This is a genomic window from Parapedobacter sp., from assembly GCF_035556095.1.
GTDB lineage: Bacteria > Bacteroidota > Bacteroidia > Sphingobacteriales > Sphingobacteriaceae > Parapedobacter.
In genome coordinates this window covers 96,650-116,872 of record NZ_DATMFT010000012.1, presented here as the reverse complement: position 1 = coordinate 116,872, position 20,223 = coordinate 96,650, and the positions used below count along the sequence as shown (strand labels likewise).

19 protein-coding genes are annotated in these 20,223 nt (G+C 52.2%); 14 read left to right on the top strand and 5 right to left on the bottom strand.

Going from position 1 to position 20,223, the window contains the following annotated elements; translation table 11 throughout:
- Positions 1–2: 2 nt before the first annotated feature.
- The gene (locus VNQ80_RS06580) at positions 3–962 is read right to left on the bottom strand and encodes a D-2-hydroxyacid dehydrogenase (protein WP_325636669.1); all 960 of its coding nucleotides are present in this window, start codon (positions 960–962) and stop codon (positions 3–5) included.
- A 139-nt stretch (positions 963–1,101) separates the two neighbouring features.
- On the opposite strand from VNQ80_RS06580, the gene VNQ80_RS06575 reads away from it, so the two are divergent.
- From VNQ80_RS06575 to mnhG, 7 genes are read left to right on the top strand one after another with little or no spacing between them, the layout of a single operon-like run.
- A complete protein-coding gene (locus tag VNQ80_RS06575; RefSeq protein WP_325636668.1) occupies positions 1,102–3,411 on the top strand; it encodes a putative monovalent cation/H+ antiporter subunit A in 2,310 nt (769 codons plus the stop codon).
- A gap of 4 nt (positions 3,412–3,415) precedes the next feature.
- Positions 3,416–3,829 (top strand): Na+/H+ antiporter subunit B, encoded by a 414-nt coding sequence (locus tag VNQ80_RS06570; RefSeq protein WP_325636667.1) that lies wholly within the window; start codon positions 3,416–3,418, stop codon positions 3,827–3,829.
- A 3-nt stretch (positions 3,830–3,832) separates the two neighbouring features.
- A complete protein-coding gene (locus VNQ80_RS06565; protein ID WP_325636666.1) occupies positions 3,833–4,189 on the top strand; it encodes a Na+/H+ antiporter subunit C in 357 nt (118 codons plus the stop codon).
- Positions 4,186–5,709 carry a proton-conducting transporter membrane subunit gene (locus tag VNQ80_RS06560; protein ID WP_325636665.1) on the top strand — a complete coding sequence of 508 codons (1,524 nt, stop codon included), beginning with the start codon at positions 4,186–4,188 and terminating at the stop codon, positions 5,707–5,709. Before VNQ80_RS06565 ends, VNQ80_RS06560 begins: the two co-directional genes overlap by 4 nt.
- Before the next feature lie 11 nt (positions 5,710–5,720).
- Complete coding sequence (locus VNQ80_RS06555; RefSeq protein WP_325636664.1) at positions 5,721–6,197, top strand: Na+/H+ antiporter subunit E; 477 nt, start codon at positions 5,721–5,723, stop codon at positions 6,195–6,197.
- Complete coding sequence (locus VNQ80_RS06550; RefSeq protein ID WP_325636663.1) at positions 6,194–6,466, top strand: cation:proton antiporter; 273 nt, start codon at positions 6,194–6,196, stop codon at positions 6,464–6,466. The genes VNQ80_RS06555 and VNQ80_RS06550 overlap by 4 nt, the downstream gene beginning before the upstream one ends.
- Positions 6,463–6,834, top strand: a complete 372-nt coding sequence (gene mnhG, locus VNQ80_RS06545; protein ID WP_325636662.1) for a monovalent cation/H(+) antiporter subunit G — start codon at positions 6,463–6,465, stop codon at positions 6,832–6,834. The genes VNQ80_RS06550 and mnhG overlap by 4 nt, the downstream gene beginning before the upstream one ends.
- Positions 6,835–6,849: 15 nt before the next feature.
- Here mnhG and VNQ80_RS06540 read toward each other — a convergent pair whose 3' ends face one another.
- A complete protein-coding gene (locus VNQ80_RS06540; RefSeq protein ID WP_325636661.1) occupies positions 6,850–7,971 on the bottom strand; it encodes a lactonase family protein in 1,122 nt (373 codons plus the stop codon).
- A gap of 74 nt (positions 7,972–8,045) precedes the next feature.
- Between VNQ80_RS06540 and VNQ80_RS06535 the strand changes: the two genes are divergently transcribed.
- From VNQ80_RS06535 to VNQ80_RS06510, 7 genes are all read left to right on the top strand, one after another.
- Positions 8,046–8,414 carry a hypothetical protein gene (locus tag VNQ80_RS06535; RefSeq protein WP_325636660.1) on the top strand — a complete coding sequence of 123 codons (369 nt, stop codon included), beginning with the start codon at positions 8,046–8,048 and terminating at the stop codon, positions 8,412–8,414.
- A 3-nt stretch (positions 8,415–8,417) separates the two neighbouring features.
- The gene (locus VNQ80_RS06530; protein ID WP_325636659.1) at positions 8,418–8,885 is read left to right on the top strand and encodes a hypothetical protein; all 468 of its coding nucleotides are present in this window, start codon (positions 8,418–8,420) and stop codon (positions 8,883–8,885) included.
- Between the two features lie 13 nt (positions 8,886–8,898).
- Entirely contained in the window at positions 8,899–10,080 is a 1,182-nt protein-coding gene (locus tag VNQ80_RS06525) for a DUF2062 domain-containing protein (protein ID WP_325636658.1), read from the top strand.
- Positions 10,081–10,392: 312 nt separating this feature from the next.
- Positions 10,393–14,073, top strand: coding sequence for a 1-acyl-sn-glycerol-3-phosphate acyltransferase (locus VNQ80_RS06520; RefSeq protein WP_325636657.1), 3,681 nt, complete (start codon positions 10,393–10,395; stop codon positions 14,071–14,073).
- Positions 14,074–14,140: 67 nt separating this feature from the next.
- Complete coding sequence (locus VNQ80_RS06515; RefSeq protein ID WP_325636656.1) at positions 14,141–14,326, top strand: type II toxin-antitoxin system VapB family antitoxin; 186 nt, start codon at positions 14,141–14,143, stop codon at positions 14,324–14,326.
- Between the two features lie 87 nt (positions 14,327–14,413).
- The gene (locus VNQ80_RS20930) at positions 14,414–14,539 is read left to right on the top strand and encodes a PIN domain-containing protein (protein ID WP_414692982.1); all 126 of its coding nucleotides are present in this window, start codon (positions 14,414–14,416) and stop codon (positions 14,537–14,539) included.
- Positions 14,540–14,638: 99 nt separating this feature from the next.
- Positions 14,639–17,509, top strand: coding sequence for a DNA gyrase/topoisomerase IV subunit A (locus VNQ80_RS06510; protein ID WP_325636655.1), 2,871 nt, complete (start codon positions 14,639–14,641; stop codon positions 17,507–17,509).
- Between the two features lie 16 nt (positions 17,510–17,525).
- Here the strand turns inward: VNQ80_RS06510 and VNQ80_RS06505 are convergent, their stop codons facing one another.
- From VNQ80_RS06505 to VNQ80_RS06495, 3 genes are read right to left on the bottom strand one after another with little or no spacing between them, the layout of a single operon-like run.
- Positions 17,526–18,281 (bottom strand): SDR family oxidoreductase, encoded by a 756-nt coding sequence (locus VNQ80_RS06505; protein WP_325636654.1) that lies wholly within the window; start codon positions 18,279–18,281, stop codon positions 17,526–17,528.
- Positions 18,282–18,289: 8 nt separating this feature from the next.
- Positions 18,290–19,048 (bottom strand): SDR family NAD(P)-dependent oxidoreductase, encoded by a 759-nt coding sequence (locus tag VNQ80_RS06500; protein ID WP_325636653.1) that lies wholly within the window; start codon positions 19,046–19,048, stop codon positions 18,290–18,292.
- Positions 19,041–20,222: a mandelate racemase/muconate lactonizing enzyme family protein gene (locus VNQ80_RS06495; protein ID WP_325636652.1), complete on the bottom strand. Its 1,182-nt coding sequence runs from the start codon at positions 20,220–20,222 to the stop codon at positions 19,041–19,043. Before VNQ80_RS06495 ends, VNQ80_RS06500 begins: the two co-directional genes overlap by 8 nt.
- Position 20,223: the final 1 nt, after the last annotated feature.

The window sequence follows — 20,223 nt, the reverse complement described above, 5'->3', positions numbered from 1 at the left end:
AATTACTGATTAACCACATTGTTTGGCCGGCCCGCTATGTAGGCCTCCAAGTTTTCCTCAACCGTACCCATCAAGCGGGCTCGGGCCTCTCTAGTGGCCCAAGCAATGTGCGGCGTTACCAAGCAGTTCTTCGCAGCAAACAATGGGCTGTCCGCAGGGGGCGGTTCCGCCGCCAGCACATCCACACCTGCTCCTGCCAACTTACCCGCATCCAATGCAGCGGCCAGGCTTTCCTCATCCACCAATGGCCCCCGCGAAGTATTCAACAAAAAGGCGCTGGCTTTCATCTTGGCCAAGGTATCTGTATTTATCAATCCTTGTGTTTGAGGCGTCAGCGGACAATGTAGGCTCACCACATCCGACTGTTCCAACAGTTCATCCAACCCCACCCATCGGAAATTGGGGCGCTGCGATTGGTTGGTCTCCGTACGGCTTTGAGCCACAACGTGCATACCGAAGGCCGTGGCAATATCCGCCACCTGCCTACCGATGTCGCCAAAACCAACGATCCCCATGGTCTTTCCGGCAAGCTCAATCAGCGGATAGTCCCAAAAGCTGAAGTCGGGCGATTGCGACCATTTGCCTTCCTTCACCCGGTCACTGTGCCGCTGCACATGATGGCAAAGTTCCAGCAGAAGTGCGAATGTAAGTTGCGCCACCGATTGGGTGCTATATCCCGGCACGTTGGTTACCACAATCCCCCGTTCCTTGGCATATGCAATATCGATGATGTTATATCCGGTTGCCAGTACCCCGATGTATTTCAGATCCGGTAGCTGTTTCAGCACTTCGGTAGTCAAGGGCACCTTGTTGGTCAACACAATCTCGGCACCAGCAGCCCGTTCGGCAATTTCAGCCGGAGCCGTGCGTTCGTATACCTTCACATCGCCGTATTTTTCCAAATATTGCCAGCTCAGGTCGCCGGGGTTCAATGGGTATCCATCTAATATCGCTATCTTCATCGTTTACTAATGATTTATTTTGAGAACATCCAATATTAAGAAGAACCTTCAATAATTCCTATTATTTCAACTTTTATACGATTCCCTTGTAGAAATTTATATATTTTAGTGCCCTCCAAGGACTAAACGAACTTGATTGATGTTGATAGCTGTACTTGCAGGCCTTATTGTTTCCATCTTATATATCCCTTTCGGGAAGTACCTGAAGGGCCGGTTGGCTATATTGGCTTCCCTGTTGCCGATTAGCCTATTCGCCTATTTTGCCAGTTTTATACCGGCAATCCAAGCTGGCCGGGATATCCATTTCCACCAGCCATGGGTGCCTTCGCTGGGTGTGAATTTCGATTTCCACCTGGATGGCCTCTCCCTGTTGTTCAGTCTGTTGATCACCGGCATCGGGTCGCTGGTATTTCTATACGCGGCGCCCTACCTAAAAGGTCACCGCTACCTCGATCGGTTCTATGCCTACCTCAGCCTCTTCATGGCAGCGATGTTGGGCGTAGTGCTGTCAGACAACGTCTTACTCCTTTTCATCTTCTGGGAACTCACCAGCATCAGCTCGTTTTTCCTCATCGGATTCAATAACGACAACGCAGCATCCCGCAAAAGCTCGCTGATTGCCTTGGGTGTTACCGGCGGTGGCGGGTTTCTGCTCATGGCCGGGTTGATTCTGATGGGCCACCTATCGGGCAGCTACTCCATCCAGGAGATGCTGGGCACCAATGAATTTTTGAAAAACCATGCCCTCTACGGTCTGATATTGCTCTTGGTTTTTGCCGGCGCATTCACGAAATCGGCCCAGTTCCCGTTCCACTTCTGGTTACCGGGAGCCATGAAAGCCCCTACACCCGTGTCGGCATACCTGCATTCAGCCACGATGGTCAAAGCCGGCGTGTACCTCCTCGCTAGGCTCCAACCAGTACTGGGCGGCACCGATTATTGGATGTACCCACTCGTAGCCATTGGCGGTATCACCATGCTCTACAGCGCGTTCCATTCCATTTTCCGGACGGACCTCAAGTCGATTTTGGCCTATTCTACCGTCGCGGCTTTGGGCATGTTGGTCTTCCTTATCGGCATCGGCACCTCCGAATCGTTGTTGGCGGCATCCGTTTTCATCTTGGTGCACGCGCTCTACAAAGCGTCACTCTTTTTAACTGCGGGCGTCATCGACCATGAAACCGGCACCCGCGATATCACGCAGTTATCGGGTCTGCGCAAGGTATTAATGCCGCTTTCCATCGCCGGTCTCCTGGCTGCTTTATCCAGCGCCGGCTTGCCGCTCACCTTCGGCTTTATCGGCAAAGATCTCATTTACGAAGCAACCTTACATACGACCGGAATCTTAACCATCGTGCTCACTGCGTTAGCGGTTTTAACCAACGCACTGCTTCTATGCGCAGGCTTCCTGGCAGGCATCAGGCCGTTTACGGGCACGCTCCCCGGGCACTTCAGCCAGGTACACCTACCGCATGGACTGCTGTGGGGTGCACCGCTGCTTCTGGCCGTGCTGGGCGTCGTCTTCGGTTGCGCCCCTTGGTTAGTCGATGGTGCGCTGCTCAACCCTGCTGCACAAGCCATGCATCAATCGGCCATCGATTCGCCACTCAAACTATGGCACGGTTTCAACTTGGTATTGCTGTTGAGCGGGGTCACTCTCGCGTTGGGCACGTTGTTGTATTTCTTCAGGAAGCCTTCTGCCGCTAGTCTGGCCAGCATTGAGCGCTACAACACGATGTCGCCCAAGCACGTTATCGGCCAACTGGCCCGGTTCGCCCGTAAAATATCCATCAAATATACGCGCACGCTGCACAATGGTTACCTGCGGGTGTACCTGCTGTGCATTATCGTGGCCGCCATATTGCTATTCGCGGCTAGGCTAGTTACCGGCGGGCCGATACGCCTCACCATTGACAACCTTTCGCCCGTGGCTATATACGAAGTGGTGGTTGCCGCCATCCTCATTGCCGCCGTATACATCACGGTCACGGCGTCTTCGCGCCTCACGGTAGTGGTTGCCACCAGCGTCCTCGGCTACTGCGTGTGCCTGTTGTTTGTTTTTTACAGCGCCCCCGATTTAGCTATGACCCAGTTCAGTATCGATACGCTGACGGTCGTGTTGTTCGTGCTGGTACTGTTCCGGCTACCGCCGTTCCTGAATTTTGCCAACCGCAAAATACGGATACGCGATGGACTTGTGGCATCGGCCTTCGGACTGATTATCGCGCTTATCGCCATACAGGTATTGAACCAACCCGTTGATCAGGAGATCAGCCAATTTTACGGCGATAACGCCTATACCCTCGCCAAGGGAAAAAATGTGGTCAACGTTATCTTGGTCGACTTCCGGGGGCTCGACACCATGTTTGAAATCGTGGTATTGAGCATTGCCGCCATCGGTGTGGTCAGTTTATTAAAATTACGACTAAAAGCAACAGAGAAAGAGTAATGATATGAATAGTGCCATCTTAAAAACTGCATCGAGTTACCTGCTGCCCATCTTGCTGCTTTTCTCGATATTCATTTTATTGCGTGGACATTACCACCCGGGCGGCGGCTTTGTAGGGGGGCTCATCGCGGCCATCGCCTTCGTGCTCCATAGCTTCACCCACGGTAACGAAGCCACACTCAAACTGCTCCGCACCCATCCCAGCTCGTTCATTCCCATGGGCCTCGGGTTGGCGGCACTCAGCATGTTTGCACCCATGCTCGGTGGCGAGCCTGTAATGACGGGCCTTTGGTTTGATGAACCTTTCCCCGTCATCGGCATGATTGGCTCGGCCCTGTTTTTCGACTTGGGTGTGTATCTGGTGGTCATTGGCGTAGTTCTCACCATTTTGTTTACCATTGCCCAATATGCCGAGTAGCCCATGGAAATTGTTTTTATCATATTGATTGCTGTATTGTACGCTGGTGGCATGTTCATGCTGCTACGCCGCAGTATGGTGAAACTACTCGTGGGCATCACCTTATTGGGCAATGGAGCCAATCTGTTGATTTTCCTATTAGGGGGCATTACCAAAGGCAAACCGCCGGTAATCGATAGCGCGGCCAAGTTATTTACCGACATTTATGCCGACCCCATTCCACAGGCCCTAATACTCACGGCCATCGTAATCAGTTTCGGCATCCAGTCTTTCGCCATCGTATTGCTGAAACGGGTTTATGTACTGGTCAATTCGGACGACCTTGACGATTTAAATACGCCGGAAGAAGAAGATATATGATTGATAACACCATAGTTTTTCCCGTTGTTGTCCACCTGTTTACGGCTATCTTGCTGCTTTTCTTTTGGCGCAAGACAATCGCTAATCGGATTATTAGCATCATCGGTAGCACAATTGGCATGCTGGTTGCCATCGGTCTGTTCACCAAGGTCTGGCAGGGCGGTATACTCACCATGCAGGCAGCGGGTTGGGAATCACCTTTCGGTATCACGTTTGTAGCAGACGTCTTCAGCAGCAGTATGGTGTTGCTCACCTCATTTTCAGGGCTCGCCGTTTCCGTCTTCTCGGCCACTGGAATCGCGCGTGGCCGAATCATATATGGCTATTTTCCCATCTTCCATTTTCTGCTAATGGGGCTGAACGGCGCCTTTCTTACGGGCGATATTTTCAACCTCTACGTATGGTTTGAGGTCGTCATCATCGCCTCGTTCGTATTGATGACGCTGGGTGGCCGCAAAGCGCAGATCGAAGGCTCGGTAAAATACATGGCCATGAACATCCTGGCTTCCACGTTTTTCCTCACCGGCATCGCTATCCTGTACGGCATCACCGGCACGCTCAACATGGCCGACCTGTCGCTAAAAGTGGCTGCACTGGAAAATCAGACACTGGTGGATATCACCGCGATTTTCTTCATCATCGGGTTCGGCATCAAATCAGCTGTGTTCCCGTTGTATTTTTGGTTGCCTTCGTCTTACCATACCCCGCCCTCGGCTGTAGCCGCCATATTTGGCGGACTGCTCACCAAGGTAGGTATTTACGCCTTATTCCGGATGTTTACGCTGATTTTCATCCCCGATGAGTTCACCCGTACGTTGTTGATCGGCATCGCTATCTTCACCATTCTTACCGGTACCTTCGGTGCCGTTATCAAAAACAACATCCGGAGGATGTTCTCCTACCTCATCGTGTGCCACATCGGATTCATGGTGGGCGGCCTAGGCATGTTCTCTGAGGTTGCCCTGACAGGCGCCCTGTTCTACCTGTTCCACGATATCATGGTCAAAACCAACATTTTTCTGATTGCTGGGCTCATCCGGAAGCTGCGCGGCACCATGAATATGGATAAGCTTGGTGGCCTCTATGCCCAATACCCATTGCTTTCATTAGTTATGGCTGTGGTGCTCTTTTCGCTGGTGGGCATCCCGCCACTTTCGGGCTTTTGGCCCAAAATCCATTTGTTTGAGGCGGGCTTTATGGACAATCAATATGCATTGATAGCCGCCATCATAATCGGTAGCTTTGCTACGTTATACGTCATCTCGGTGATGTGGGCAAAAGTGTTCTGGAAAGACCAACCTGTGGTGGAAGGCGAAACCGAGCTCACCGACGATTTCCAACCGCTAAGCGCCTTCAGGAAATCGCTGCTCGTGGCGCCCATCGTTTTTCTGGCCGCTATCACCCTCTACATCGGATTGGGTGCCGAAAACATCTCTTCGGTAGCCAAACATATTGCCGGCGAGATGAAAGACACTACGCCTTACATCGAGGCGGTTTTAAGAACGAATGAATTACAGTAAACGGTAAAGCTATGGTCAAACATTTTCTGATGAACCTCCTACTCGCCTTTACTTGGGTCGCTTTGACAGGGGTGTTGTATTATTCAAATTTCTTATTCGGATTTGCCATCGGTTTTTTCCTGTTATGGCTGATGAACCGTAACGAAAGCGACCGGCGGTACTTCAACCGTGTCCCTAAAATCATCAGCTTTATTTTGTATTTCATTTATGAAATGGTGAAAGCCAACATCCAGGTAGCCTACGATGTGGTCACACCAAAATTTTTCATGAAGCCCGGCATCGTAAAATATCCCATGGAAGCCAGAAGTGACTTCGAAATCAACATGTTATCCACGATGATTGCGTTAACGCCCGGCACACTTGTTATTGACGTTAGCGAAGACCGCAAAGCCATTTATATCCATGCGATGTATATGAAAAGTAAGGAACAGTTTATCGAACAGATTAGGGAAAGCGTTGAGCGTAAACTATTGGAGATTATCCGATGACATTAGATAGTTATATTGATTATGTGATTTTACCGATCCTGGCGGTTTCATTGTTGCTGGTGTTTATCCGGCTCTTTAAAGGCCCTACGATTGTAGACCGGGTAATCGCATTGGATTTACTAATTACCATCGGCATCAGCGTTATTACCGTTTACAGCATCAGCACCGGTAAATCGACGTTTATTGATGTCGCCATGATCCTGGCGCTCATCGCTTTTTTAGGCACCATTGCATTTTCTTATTACATCGAAAAAAGGGGGAGAAAATGATCGACATCATCATCGGACTGCTTTGCACCATCGGCGCAATCGCAATTCTTATTGCTGCGGTTGGTATCTTACGGATGCCCGATTTTTACCTGCGGCTATCGGTTACGGTAAAAGCCGCCACGCTGGGCGGTGGATTGTTATTGCTAAGTGCGGCTTTTTACTTTCCGGAGGAAGTATCCGTTACCACGAAAGCCTTGGCCATTATCTTCTTCCTGGTACTTACCGCACCCGTGGCCGCCCACCTCATTGCCCGTACAGCCTACTTAATAAATACTGACCAATGGAAAGGAACCATACAGGACGACCTTGCCGGCATGTATGACAAGGAGACGCATGAACTTGACAGCGGTGAGGAAGGGAACAAGTAAACTTGTGAGGGGGTTTCACAGATCCGCAAAAACCAAACACACCGGCGAACCTACACGTATCCGATGGCCTGTATCGGTAAGTAGCCCAGTGTCTGCGCCCCTGCTAAAGACCACCACTTGGTCCGTATTTTGATTAGCCACCAACAGGAACCTACCATCGGGAGACAATGCAAAATTACGTGGTCCGCGGCCCAATACCTGCTGATTTCCGATTTTAGTCAGCTTGCCCGAAGTGCTCTCTACCTGGTAGATTGCGAGGGTATTGGCATCGCCGCGGTTAGATGCATACAGGAATTTCCCGTCTGGCGATAATTTGATGTCGGCCGCACCGTCCTGTCCGTCAAAGCCTGCCTCATTTATGGGTACTTCCTGGATGGCTTCCCACATATCCTCACGCTGTTCATAAACCATTACCGTCGCAGCCATCTCCTGCACCAAGTAGATAAACCGACCGTCCGCCGAGAGGGTGAGGTGGCGGGGCCCGCCTCCCTGCGTACCCGTTAGAAACGGCGGTGTCGCCGCAGCCAGGGGATCAGCGACATTTTCAGGCCTGTAATCGTAGATATTGACTTTATCCGTACCGAGATCCTGTACAAACAGTTGCGTTTCATCGTGATTGAAAAAAGCGGAATGCACGTGCGGAGCCTGTTGCCGTTGCGGGTCAGGGCCGCTACCCTCATGATGGATTTGCTGCACCATTCCGCCCAGACTGCCTGCTGGACCAATGGGAAATACGCTAACGCTACCCCCCGAGTAATTAGAAACAATCACGTGGTTACCGTCACTATCCGTAACTACGTGGCACGGGTGGTCGCCCCTGGTAAGCTGCCGATTCAGAAACGTAAGTATGCCTTGCGAGTCATCGAATGCATAAGCACTCACTGCACCTTTTCCTTCGCCATTCTCATTCACTGCATATAAATACTTGCTGTCGGCACTAAGGGCCAGAAACGACGGGTTTTCGGCCTCCGCACTGCTTACGGCCATCGCCTCACCTGTTTTCACATCAAATTGATAGACATAAATACCTTCACGCTGGCCGTCCTGGGTGTACGTACCGATAAGAAGATGAACGTGTTGGGCGAGTATGATCAGTGGGCAAGTAATTAAAAATAAACAGATCGTCAATAGCTTCATGCGCATATATCGTAAATCGGTCAATATTAACAAAAATCCATTTATATTCCCGTTCTTTTTTACTTTTGCTCCTTATGTCGCTGTTACACGATTTTTATTCGCTCGTTGCGTTCACCGTCGACGGACCAAAGGTATCGGCATCGATTTCCCTCAATAGCGCCCATGCTGTCTTCGAAGGTCATTTCCCGGGCAATCCGGTAACACCGGGCGTATGTATGATGCAAATCATCAAAGAGCTGGCCGAAAAGTGGGCAACGGGACCGCTGATGCTGAAAAAGGCACGAAATGTCAAGTTCATGGCAATAATCAATCCTTATCAGCATCCAAACATTCAAGTCGAATTAGATGTTGAAGAAGAAGATGGGCTGCTTTCCATTAGGAGCACCACATCCTTCGAAAACACCACGGCCCTTAAGTTCAGCGGTGTTTTCCAAAAAATTTAGGTGATGAAGAAGCTATTTTCCCTTTTGGCGGCACTATTGTGTGTTGTGCTGGTTTGCGCGCAAGACCTCGAAACACTACGACTACTTTACCGGGATGCGACCAAGTCTAAGGAACAGGCGCAAGCATTCTATGAGCCGCTGGCTGGTGTAACGAAAAACGACGAGCCCGTATTGGCGGCCTACAAGGGCGCCGGATTGATGCTGTTGGCACGGTACGAAAAGCTCTCAGCGCGCGGGCCAAAAGTGAAGGAAGCGGTACCCTGGATTGAACAAGCTATTGCTAGTGAACCGAATAATGCCGAAATCCGGCTAATCCGGCTCAGCGTACAGGAACACTTGCCAAAATTCCTGAAATACAATCACAGCATCGAAGACGATCGGCAATTCATCCGGCAGGCACTACCGTCGCTGGAAGATCGAGGGCTGAAAGCCATGATCGATGGCTATTTCGACGAGTTTTCAAAAAAGTGACGAATTAACCTGAATGACCGACAACGAGGTATTAGCATCCATCAATGCTTGTGTAATCATTCCCACCTACAACAATGCCAAAACGCTGCCCCGGGTGCTGGAAGGCGTATTCCGGTATACGGCCCGGACCATCGTCGTCAACGACGGATCTACCGACGCTACGTCGGAAATCTTAGCCGGATACACCGGTGTTACCGTTATTCACTTGCCGCGCAATAAAGGGAAAGGCAACGCCTTGCGCACCGGCTTCCGCGAGGCCACCGCCCGTGGTTTTGATTATGCGGTCACCATCGACTCGGATGGCCAGCATTTTCCCAACGACATCCCCGTATTCGTGCGCGCCATCGAGGCCGAAGGTATGGCCCTACTTATCGGCGACCGTAATATGGAACGCGAAGGCATCCCCGGCAAGAGCAGCTTCGGCAACCGGTTTTCCAATTTCTGGTTCCGGTTTGAAACCGGCATCAATCTATCCGACACGCAGTCGGGTTTCCGGCTTTACCCACTCAAGGCATTGCAGGGAATCCGCTTTTATACCACGAAATTTGAATTTGAGGTCGAGGTTATCGTGAAAGCTGCCTGGCGTGGCATACCGGTGCGCAATGTGCCCGTCAAGGTGCTATATGATCCCACCGAGCGGGTGTCGCACTTCCGGCCGTTCCGTGACTTCACGCGTATCAGTATCCTCAACACCTGGCTGGTATTGGTGACATTGTTTTATATCCGGCCGCGCGACTATTTCCGTACGTTCCGGAAAAAAGGGTTCCGCCGTTTCTTTCTGGAAGACCTGCTGCACAGCGATGATCCGCCCTGGAAGAAGGCTTCGTCTGTTGCGCTCGGGGTGCTCATCGGATTGTCGCCATTCTGGGGCTTCCAAACGGTTATCGTTCTGTTCCTCGCGGTTGTATTACGGCTCAATAAATTGATTGCCTTTGCCTTCTCCAATGTGAGTATCCCACCGCTGATCCCGTTCATCATCTATGCGTGCATACAAATCGGCTCCTTCTTAGTGGGGTTGCCAGCCAAAACCGCCTTCAAATGGCAAGAAATCGACACCTACGAGCCTTTTATCCGACAGCATCTTACGGAATACCTTTTGGGAAGCGTGGTATTGGCTACCGTTAGCGCCAGTGTATTCGGTTTGGCGAGTTATTTTTTGCTGACTCGGCAACACCACCGCAAGCCACGTGCCTGACAAGTTTCCACCATCTTTCCAAAATGGGTCCAATATAATAACTACCCAAATACTATTTAGAATGAAGGCATAAATACAAATTCAAGGTAATTTTAACGTGTATTTATGGTCTTTTTATCGTATTAAAGACGATAAAAAGACCATCAAAAGACGATGGGAAGACGATAAAATATACATGTTATCCTATTTTTAAATACAGGTTATATTCATATCATTATGGACCCTTCTTTGAATCATCCCCGGGCCCTCTCAAGGCTTTTTGCGATACATCCAGTTAAATCTTCTACCTTTGCCGAGACAAATTACGTGTAGTTGGCTTCGTTTTTTTATTCCATATATGATTACCTGAAGAAGCACCGGACCGTGTTCTTTGTTGCCGTGCCGCTGCTCTTTGCATTGCTTGCCTATTGGGCTAGCCGCATCCGGTTTGAAGAAGACATCACCAAGCTCATCCCGACCAGTGAGGGCACTGAACATGTCAGCGAGGTATTGCGGTCGGCCAATTTCGCCGATAAGACCGTAATCCATGTCACAGCGGCAGATACGGGCGATATCACTGCACTTAAGGCGTATGCCGATAGCTTTGCTACAGCTATCAATCAAGCCGCCGGCCCTTATATCCAACGGCTGCAGGTACGGCTTGAAGACGACCAACTCGCCGATTTGATGGATATGGTAACCGATAACCTGCCGCTCTTCCTCGATGAAAGCGATTACCGCCATATCGATTCGTTGCTCCAGCCCGACTCGATTGTGGCTATCGTAGATCGTACCTACCAGGCCATCACCGCTCCGCAAAGCTTTGTTACAGCACCCATGCTCCGGCAAGATCCGCTGGGCCTCACGTTCATGGGGCTTCGCAAATTTCAGCGTTTGCAATCGGGCCAGGGGGTGGTACTCGATGACGGTTACGTCATCGCCCGCGGAGGCAGCAACCTGCTCGCCTTCATCACCACCACTGCTGGCGCGAGCGAAACTGCCCATAATACCGAATTCATCCGTATCCTAGACGCAACCGTCGCCGGTCTCAACACCGCGTTCGCGGGCCATGCTAACGCCGAGTACTTCGGCGCTACCGCCATGGCTGTTGCCAATGCCCAGCAGATCAAGCACGATATCCGTAATACATTAGCTATCGCCCTCGTGGCATTGGTGGTGCTCTTTATCTACTTCTATCGACGGGCTACCATCCCGCTCATCATTCTCTTTCCCGCCGCTTTCGGCAGCCTGCTGGGTATCGCCGTGCTCTACTGGCTTAAAGGCACCATATCGGCCATATCAATCGGTATCGGCTCGGTACTGTTGGGTCTCACGCTCGATTATTCCCTACATATCCTCACCCATTACCGAGGCACGGGCGATGTGAAGCGGTTGTTTGAAAGCACCACCAAACCATTGCTCATGTGCGCCATCTTCACGGCCGTCGATTTCCTTTGTTTGCTATTCCTGCATTCCGACGTACTGAAAGACCTCGGCGTGTTTGCCGCCGTGAGCGTGCTAGGGGCGGCGCTCTTCTCGCTCATCTTCATCCCTCAGGTCTATTCACCGCGGCGCGAAGTTACGCTGCGGCAAAATACATTTATCGACGCAATAGCACGGTACGACTTCAGCCGCAACAAATGGGTGCTGGGCATCGGTGCAGCGCTTACATGTATTAGTCTTTTCACCTTCCAGCGTGTCGGCTTCAACGACGACCTCGCAGCGCTAAACTACCAGCCCGCTCCCCTCAAGCAGGCGGAGCAGCGGCTCGACTCGCTTATGCAGTATGCGGCCAAGTCCATTTACCTGGTGGCCTACGGCAACACCGCTGAAGAGGCCTTCTCCCGTAATGCTAAGCTGTTCCACCGGCTGGAGCAGCAAGAAGCCAACGGAGCTATCCTTGGTTTCCAATCGGTAGGCGGCATTGTCAGTACTCCGACACAACAACGCGAGAAAATCGACCGGTGGAACCGGTTCTGGTCGGCCGGCAAAAAGGAGCAGCTTCTGCAGCAACTCCGCAGTGAGGGCGTGCGTGTAGGCTTCAAAGACAACCTGTTCCAGCCCTTTTCTGAAATCCTCGCAGAGCCGTTCAGTCCACTGGATGAGGCCGATCAGCAATTACTCGACACGCTCTTTTTGGCCGAGTTTGTTAACCTGGACCGCGAGCTCGCTACGGTGACTACCATCGTTAAGGTTGAGGAGGAGCAGGCGCCTCAGCTTGTGCAGGTATTTGCGGATGACAGCGGCATACTGGCCATCGACCGCAAACAGGTGCAGGAAACCTTGTTGAGCAACCTCGAAGCTGATTTCGACACACTCTTTTTCATCGCATCCATTGCTGTCTTCGTAGTTATATTCCTCTTTTTTGGCAGCTTGGAGCTCACTCTGGTTACCAATATTCCCATCTTCCTCGGCTGGTTGGTTACGCTGGGCCTAATGGGCCTGTTGGGTGTCGATTTCAACGCATTCAACATCATCATCACCACGTTGATTTTCGGGTTGGGGGTTGATTACTCCATCTTTGTTACCAAAGGCCTGCTGGAGCAGTACACCTTCGGCCGAGCGGATATGCCCGCCTACAAATCCGGTGTGGTTATGTCTGCTCTGGCCACGATCCTTTGCTTCGGCATCCTGGTCTTTGCCAAGCACCCTGCCATACGCTCCATTTCCATCATCCCGCTTATTGGGCTATTGGTGGTGGTACTTATGTCATTTTCCATACAGCCGTGGCTCTTCCGCACGTTCATCAGTGGGCCTCAAGCCAAAGGCAGCACCCCTTGGCGGCTGGTCAACCTTATCCTTACAGGCTTTACGTTCGGTTATTTCTTCCTAGGTGGCATGGCCGTCAGCATCCTGGGCCGGTTGTTTATCCCTATTATCCCCGGCAGCAAGAAGAAAAAATTCCGGGCCTTCCACCGGGTGTTGCAGCTGTTTTTCCACAACCTCATGTACCGCACGCCCGGTATCCGCATGACTGTGCTCGGCCGCAATCCGCATGCGTACCAACGCCCCGCGATTATCATTGCTAACCACACGTCTATCCTGGATACCCCCACTATGGGCTTGCTGCATCCGATGCAGGTGTTCATGATGAACGACCGCCAGCTGCACTCGCCTTTCTTTGGGCGCGCCATGCGCATGGTGGGCGCGCACCCCGCTTCGGGAAACCGGCCCGAAGACCTCGACAAGTTACGGGCTAAAATCAAGCAGGGCTACTCGGTCATTGTATTTCCCGAAGGCACCCGGTCGCGGACCACGGCGATCCAGCGTTTTCACAAAGGGGCCTTTTACCTTGCCGAGCAATTGCAGGTTGATATCCAACCCGTATTGGTCCACGGCAACGTGCACGCATTGCCGAAAAACGACAATATGCTCAAGCCGGGGCCCATTACCATGAAGTTCCTGCCGCGCATTACGCCCCACGACCCTACCTTCGGCACCACCTATGCCGAGCGCACCAAGAAAATATCCGCTTATTTCAAGCGTGAGTTCCGCATGCTGCGCAACGAGCGGGAGCCGGCGGATTATTTCCGCAAAAAACTGCTTTTTAACTTCGTGTACAAGCCGAAAGCGATCCAACGGGAAGTGAAGGCAGTATTCGACCAACGGAAAGACCACTACCACCAGCTGCTGCGGTTGTTGCCGCTCAAAGGCAATTTCCTGCACTTGGGGTGCGGTTATGGCGTATTGGATTTCCTGTTGGTATACGATAGCGCCCTGCGGCATGTTACGGGCTGGGATGCCCGTGATGATCGGGTCGCCGCGGCCCAAAATACGTTTACAGTAAACCGTTACCCGCTCCAGTTCGTCGCCGGCGTACCCGCGCTTGATGGGTATGATGTGCTTATCGTTTCCACGGAAACCACTGCCCTCGATTGGGATACGGCGCAGCTTCCTGCGTGGGTCGTGCTGGAAGATGTGGCGACAAACGTGCCCGCCCTATTGGCGGCGCGGGGGTACGAACCGCAGTTGGAAGTTGCGGCACTGGCGGTATACCGGAAATCTGGGCGGTAGCACTAGTGGTGCTTTGAAGCACACCTGAAATTACGTATTATTGCGTAAAATAAAGGGGTAAATTGGTATGAGTGATGTTCAATTGTTGACAGAAATCAGTTCCTTACCTGCCAATCTGAAGCAGGAAGTTTTCGATTTTGTTGCTTTTTTAAAATACAAAAAGCAACAAAAAACCACGGCAAAAAAGCGTCAGTTTGGTTATGCAAAAGGCTATTTCAAAATGACGGAAGACTTTGATAAGCCAATTGGATGACTTTAAGGAATGTAGGAAACAATGAAATTGACCTTCTGCCTATAGATTTCGACCATCTGCAAAAGCTCCTTACCTTAACATACCACCATAACATACCACCATCGCGATCCTTTCGATCGAATAATTATCGCCCAAGCGTTGACCGAAAACCTCACTATCGTTTCAAGAGATGAAAATTTTTCAAAGTACACGAGGAATTTGCTTTGGCAATGATGAGTGGTAACTGGGTTTATACAAAAATGAAATTTGCGAAAAAAACCAACTTTGACTAAGTTTGGTTCGCGAATAAGGAGATAACAGCGATACGATTTCATGAGCGAAGAAACGAACCCCGTCCCCAGCGACAGCGGGGATAATGATACCACAGATCAACTCGGCAGCAGCCAAACCATCCCTTTGTCGGGACTTTATGAAAACTGGTTCCTGGACTACGCCTCATACGTCATCCTCGACCGGGCTGTGCCGCACATCAACGATGGGTTCAAGCCTGTGCAGCGACGAATCCTGCACTCGCTGAAAGAGATGGACGATGGGCGGTTCAACAAAGCGGCCAATGTGATCGGTAACACCATGAAATACCACCCGCATGGCGATGCGTCCATCGGGGATGCCATGGTCCAGATCGGGCAGAAAGACCTTCTTATCGACCGCCAAGGCAACTGGGGTGATCCCATTACGGGCGACTCAGCTGCCGCACCGCGCTACATCGAAGGGCGACTCTCCAAATTCGCCAACGATGTGGTATTCAATCCCGATACCACCGAGTGGCAGCTCAGCTACGATGGCCGCAACCGCGAACCCGTGACACTGCCGGTGAAGTTCCCGCTCCTGCTGGCCCAGGGGGCTGAGGGTATCGCCGTGGGACTGGCCACCAAGATCATGCCCCACAACTTCATCGAGCTCATCGATGCGTCCGTCGAGGTGCTCCGGGGCGGGCGGCCCAACCTGCTGCCTGACTTTCCCACGGGTGGTCTCGCCGATTGCTCGGCCTACAACGAAGGCCAGCGGGGAGGAAAAATCCGCGTACGTGCCAAAATCGAGGAACGCGACAAAAAAACACTCGCTATCACAGAGATCCCCTACGGCACCACCACCGGTGGGCTGATTGACAGTATTGTCGCCGCCAACGATAAAGGCAAAATCAAAATCAAGAAAATCGAGGACAACACGGCACAGCACGTGGAAATCATGGTCCACCTTGCACCGGGCATCTCGCCCGATATGACCATCGATGCCCTTTATGCATTCACCTCCTGCGAAGTGTCCATATCGCCCAACACGTGTGTGATACGCGACGATAAACCGCACTTCATGAGTGTGAACGACATCCTCATTGCCAATACCAAACAAACGAAAGCTCTCCTCAAGCAAGAGCTCGAAATCCGCCTCAAAGAACTCCAAGAGAAAATTTTCTTTAGCAGCCTACTCAAGATCTTCATCCAGGAAGGGATGTACAAGCACGCCGAATACGAGAATTCGGGCGACTTCGACACCGTTGTGCTGGTGCTCACCAAACTGTTTACGCCGTTTTTCGATCAGTTTTACCGCGAGATACTGCCCGATGACTACCGCAAGCTGATCGATAAGCCCATGAGCAGCATCACCCGTTTCGACGTGAAGAAGGCGGACGAGCAGATGGCGGCACTGGAAGAAGAAATCAAAAAGGTACGCCACCACCTTCGGCACCTTACGGACTACGCCATCGCGTGGTTCGAGCGCCTTAAAAAGCAATACAGCAAAGGCCGCGAGCGAAAAACCGAACTGCGGGCATTCGACCGGGTCGAAGCCGCACAGGTGGCACTGGCCAATGTGAAACTGTACGTGAACCGTGTAGACGGATTTGTGGGCACCGGTATGCGCAAAGATGAATACGTGGGCGACTGCTCCGACCTCGACGACATCATCGTGTTCCGCAACGATGGTAAATTCCTGGTGACTAAAGTGCAGGACAAGGTGTTTGTCGGCAAAGATGTTATCCACGTGGCCGTGTTCAAAAAGAGCGACGAGCGCACGGTGTACAACTTGATTTACCGCGACGGCAAATCGGGCACATCCTACGTAAAGCGCTTTTCGGTACTAGGTGTAACCCGCGACAAGGAATACGACCTTAGCAAAGGCGAGAAAGGGTCGCGGATACTGTATTTTACGGCCAACCCCAACGGCGAAGCCGAAGTGGTGGGTGTGCATCTCAAACCGCAATCCAAGCTCCGCAAACTGCAATTCGATATTGATTTTGCAGACGTAGCCATCAAAGGACGGAGCTCACAGGGCAACATCGTGACGAAATATCCCATCAAGAAAATTATGCTGAAAAGCAAAGGTGTATCCACGTTAGCCGGCCGCAAAGTGTGGTTTGACGATGTGTTGAAGCGGCTCAATGCCGACGGCCGTGGCCATTATCTCGGTGAGTTCGACGGCGACGACAAGATCCTCACGGTGATGGCCGACGGCACCTACGAGCTGACCAGCTTCGACCTGAGCAACCACTTCGACAATAAGCTGCTCCGCATCGAGAAGTACAACCCCCAGCAGGTATACAGCGTGGTGCACCGCGATGGCAAGTCGGGGGTGTACTATGTGAAACGGTTCTTGTTTGACGACCTGCCGATCGGCAAGCGCACGTCGATCATCAATGACGAGCCCGGTTCGAAGCTCATCCTCATCACTAACGCGGCTGCGCCTGCGGTTCAGGTGGATATCCACAAGGGTAAGTCGCGCACACCAGAAACCGTGGAGCAAAACCTTGTAGACATCATCGACGTCAAAGGGATGAAGGCACAGGGAAATCGCTTGAGTTCACACGAGGTGACCAAGGTGACCTTGCTTACGGCCGAAGAGCAGGTGATGGAATCGGCTATGCCGATGGAACAAACACCAACGGTGGAGTCCGCGGACGAACCCGACGCGGTACTGGAAACGCCGGCGGCCGCGCCTGTGGAAACACCTCAAGTAGCGGAGACTACTCCGCCCGCAGCGGACGCCAAAGTACCGATGACCGAAAAAAAGCTAGAGACGAAACCCATATCCAAGCCGGAAGCTAAGCCCATTGAAAAGGAAACGCCGGAGGCGGAAAAACCCACGGCCGCGGAGGAAGCGCCCAAACCGCGGCCAAAGGTTGATTTCGAAATCACCAACCCCGATGACATCCGTGTGGACGACAATGGGCAGATGGGATTGTTTTAGCCAGGGCCGGCAACGCTCAAAACGTCACCGTCAGCCCGCCATCCACCGTTACCACCGAACCGGTCACGTAAGAAGCGTCCGGCCCGGCTAGGAAATAAGCCACACCGGCAACCTCTTCCGGCTTACCGGCCCGTTTCAACGGCAAATGGTCGTATTTCACGTAATTATCATGAAACCACGCGGTCTCTAGCTCGCTTTGGCCATGGCAATCTACCGACATGGGGGTGTCGATGAAGCCCGGAGCAATGGTGTTCGCCAAAATATTCTTCGGTGCCAATTCGAGTGCCAGTGAACGGGTAAACTGGGTGATGGCCGCCTTTGCCATGCCGTAGGCGGAGCTGCCCTTTTCCACCCGCTCATGGTGTATAGACGTGATGTGGATCACACGCCCACCTTGTTTTATGTAAGGCAGTAACGCCCGGCAGCTTTTTACCGTCCCATATAACATCACCTGCAAAGCATTGTCCCATTGCGCGAAGTCGGCTTCCAGGACGGGCAGGTGCTCCGATACCCCGATGCTGTTGATGAGCACATCGAAGTCTGCATGCTGCGCACGGACGTGTGACACAAAATTCGCTAATCGCGCATCATCACGGATATCCAACTGGATAGCTTCGTGGCCACTGCCAGCCAAACCGGGGTAAGCTGCATCCAATTTAGATTGGTCTGACGAAGCGATAATTACCAGCCATCCTTCTTTCGCAAAACGCTCGGCAATCGCTTTCCCAATCCCGGACGACCCTCCTAAAACCACTACTTTCTTTCTTGACATATTACTTGTTAGTAGGTGGCCCGACCACCCGAAATATCATATATAAACCCTGTTGAAAAACTATTTTCTGGCGACACGATAAAGCTAGCCATCGCTGCCACCTCTTCTACGGTACCCAACCGCCCCATCGGAATCTTACTGGTCATATAAGTCAGCTGCTCGGGAGCGGTATCGGCATTCATCGCGGTCTTGATTACCGCCGGTGCCAGTCCGTTCACGGTGATCCCCTTATCGGCAAATTCCTTGCCCAGGCCCTTCACCAACCCGATCACGCCTGCTTTCGTTGCCGAATAACCGGCCATGAATGGGTTCCCCTCCTTCCCTGCAATGGAAGCGATGAGCAGCAGCCGGCCGTAGCCCGCTCGGGCCATCACTTGCAGGCCGTACTTTGCCATCAAAAACGCTCCCCGTAAATTCACTTGGTACACCCGGTCGAAGTCCGCTACGGTATAGTCTAAAATTGACGTACTGGTGGGCCCCACGATCCCGGCCGAGTTGATGACCACATCGACGCGTCCGAATTTTCCAGTGGCTGCTCGGTAGCCTGCTTCCACCTCCTGCGCATCACCGATATCGAGCCTTACCCCCATCGCTTCCGCACCCTTACGCTCCAGCAGCGCCACCGTTTCCGACAACTTCTCTTCGTTCCGATCGAACAAAACCACCTTTGCACCTTCCGATGACAACCGCAAGGCAATCGCCTTTCCCAGTCCATCAGCGCCACCCGATATGACTGCCACTTGGTTTTCGAATCGTCTGTTATCCATCAATTGCGGGAGTTTTGTATAATAATTCCCCGCCAATGCGGATTTCGGCGTCCACAACATAATCTTTCAATGCCCCGAGCTGCACGTTGAGCCCCAGTCCCGGCGCATCGGGTACGGAAACCTGCCCGTTCACATCCAGTACAATCTTATCTGCGGTAATGTCCAGCGCCAGTTGCTTCGGTTCCACGGGATATTCGCAAATCACATCCCTCTCCAGCCCGGCATAAGGCTGCAAGGAAGCGCTCAGCGCCAGGTGCGAGGTAAAGGTGTGGTTTACATAGGTAATCCCTTTGGCTGCCGCGTCATCGGCTACCCGCTTTGCGGGAGTGATGCCACCGATGCGGCCCGTGTCAATCTGGATGAAACCGAGCCCGGCATAATCCAGCATTGCGGCAGCTTGCACGTAGTTATTACATCCCTCGCCAGCGGCCAACGGTACCCGCGGTTCGCTTTTCGCCAGCTCGCTATAAGGACCCAGGGCCATGTTGGCAAAGGGTTCTTCCAGCCAGTACGCGTTGACTTCCTTCAACGCGGTCAACCGCTCGCGGGCTACCGCCACATCCTCGCCCCACACCGTACCCAGATCGATCATCAAGTACGCATCTTCGCCCAACCCCTCACGCGCTGCGCGGAAATGTTCCGCATCCACTGCGGCACTGTCGCGTCCAATCGGGCCCCAACCGAATTTAACGGCGCGGTACCCCGAAGCCCGCGACTGCAACGCTTTCTCATAGGTGAGTTCCGGCGTATCTCCGAACAGTTGAGAGGCATACGGCGTTTTGGGGTAAGCCCTCTTGTATCCCAGCAACTGATAAACCGGTTCGCCCAATTTCTTGCCCAACAGGTCCCACAACGCAATGTCAATTCCCGACAACGTATGATCGGCCTGTAACAAATCAAAGCTGTGCGCATGAACCTTCTGTCCAATTTTCCGGATGTCTTCCGGCTCATTAAGCGGCATCCCCTCCACACCATAGCGCACCGGCTTACAGGCGCTGTGCGACATCGGACATACATAGGCAGCGATCGTAGGCAGCGGCGCTGCCTCGCACTCGCCCCAACCTTCTAGGCCTCCGGCCCGTATGCGTACCAATGTGGCGTCTTGACTGCCGTCCCCGATATCCAGTACTTCTGGCATCCGTAAGTAAAAAAAGTCGACTGATTCTATTTTCATA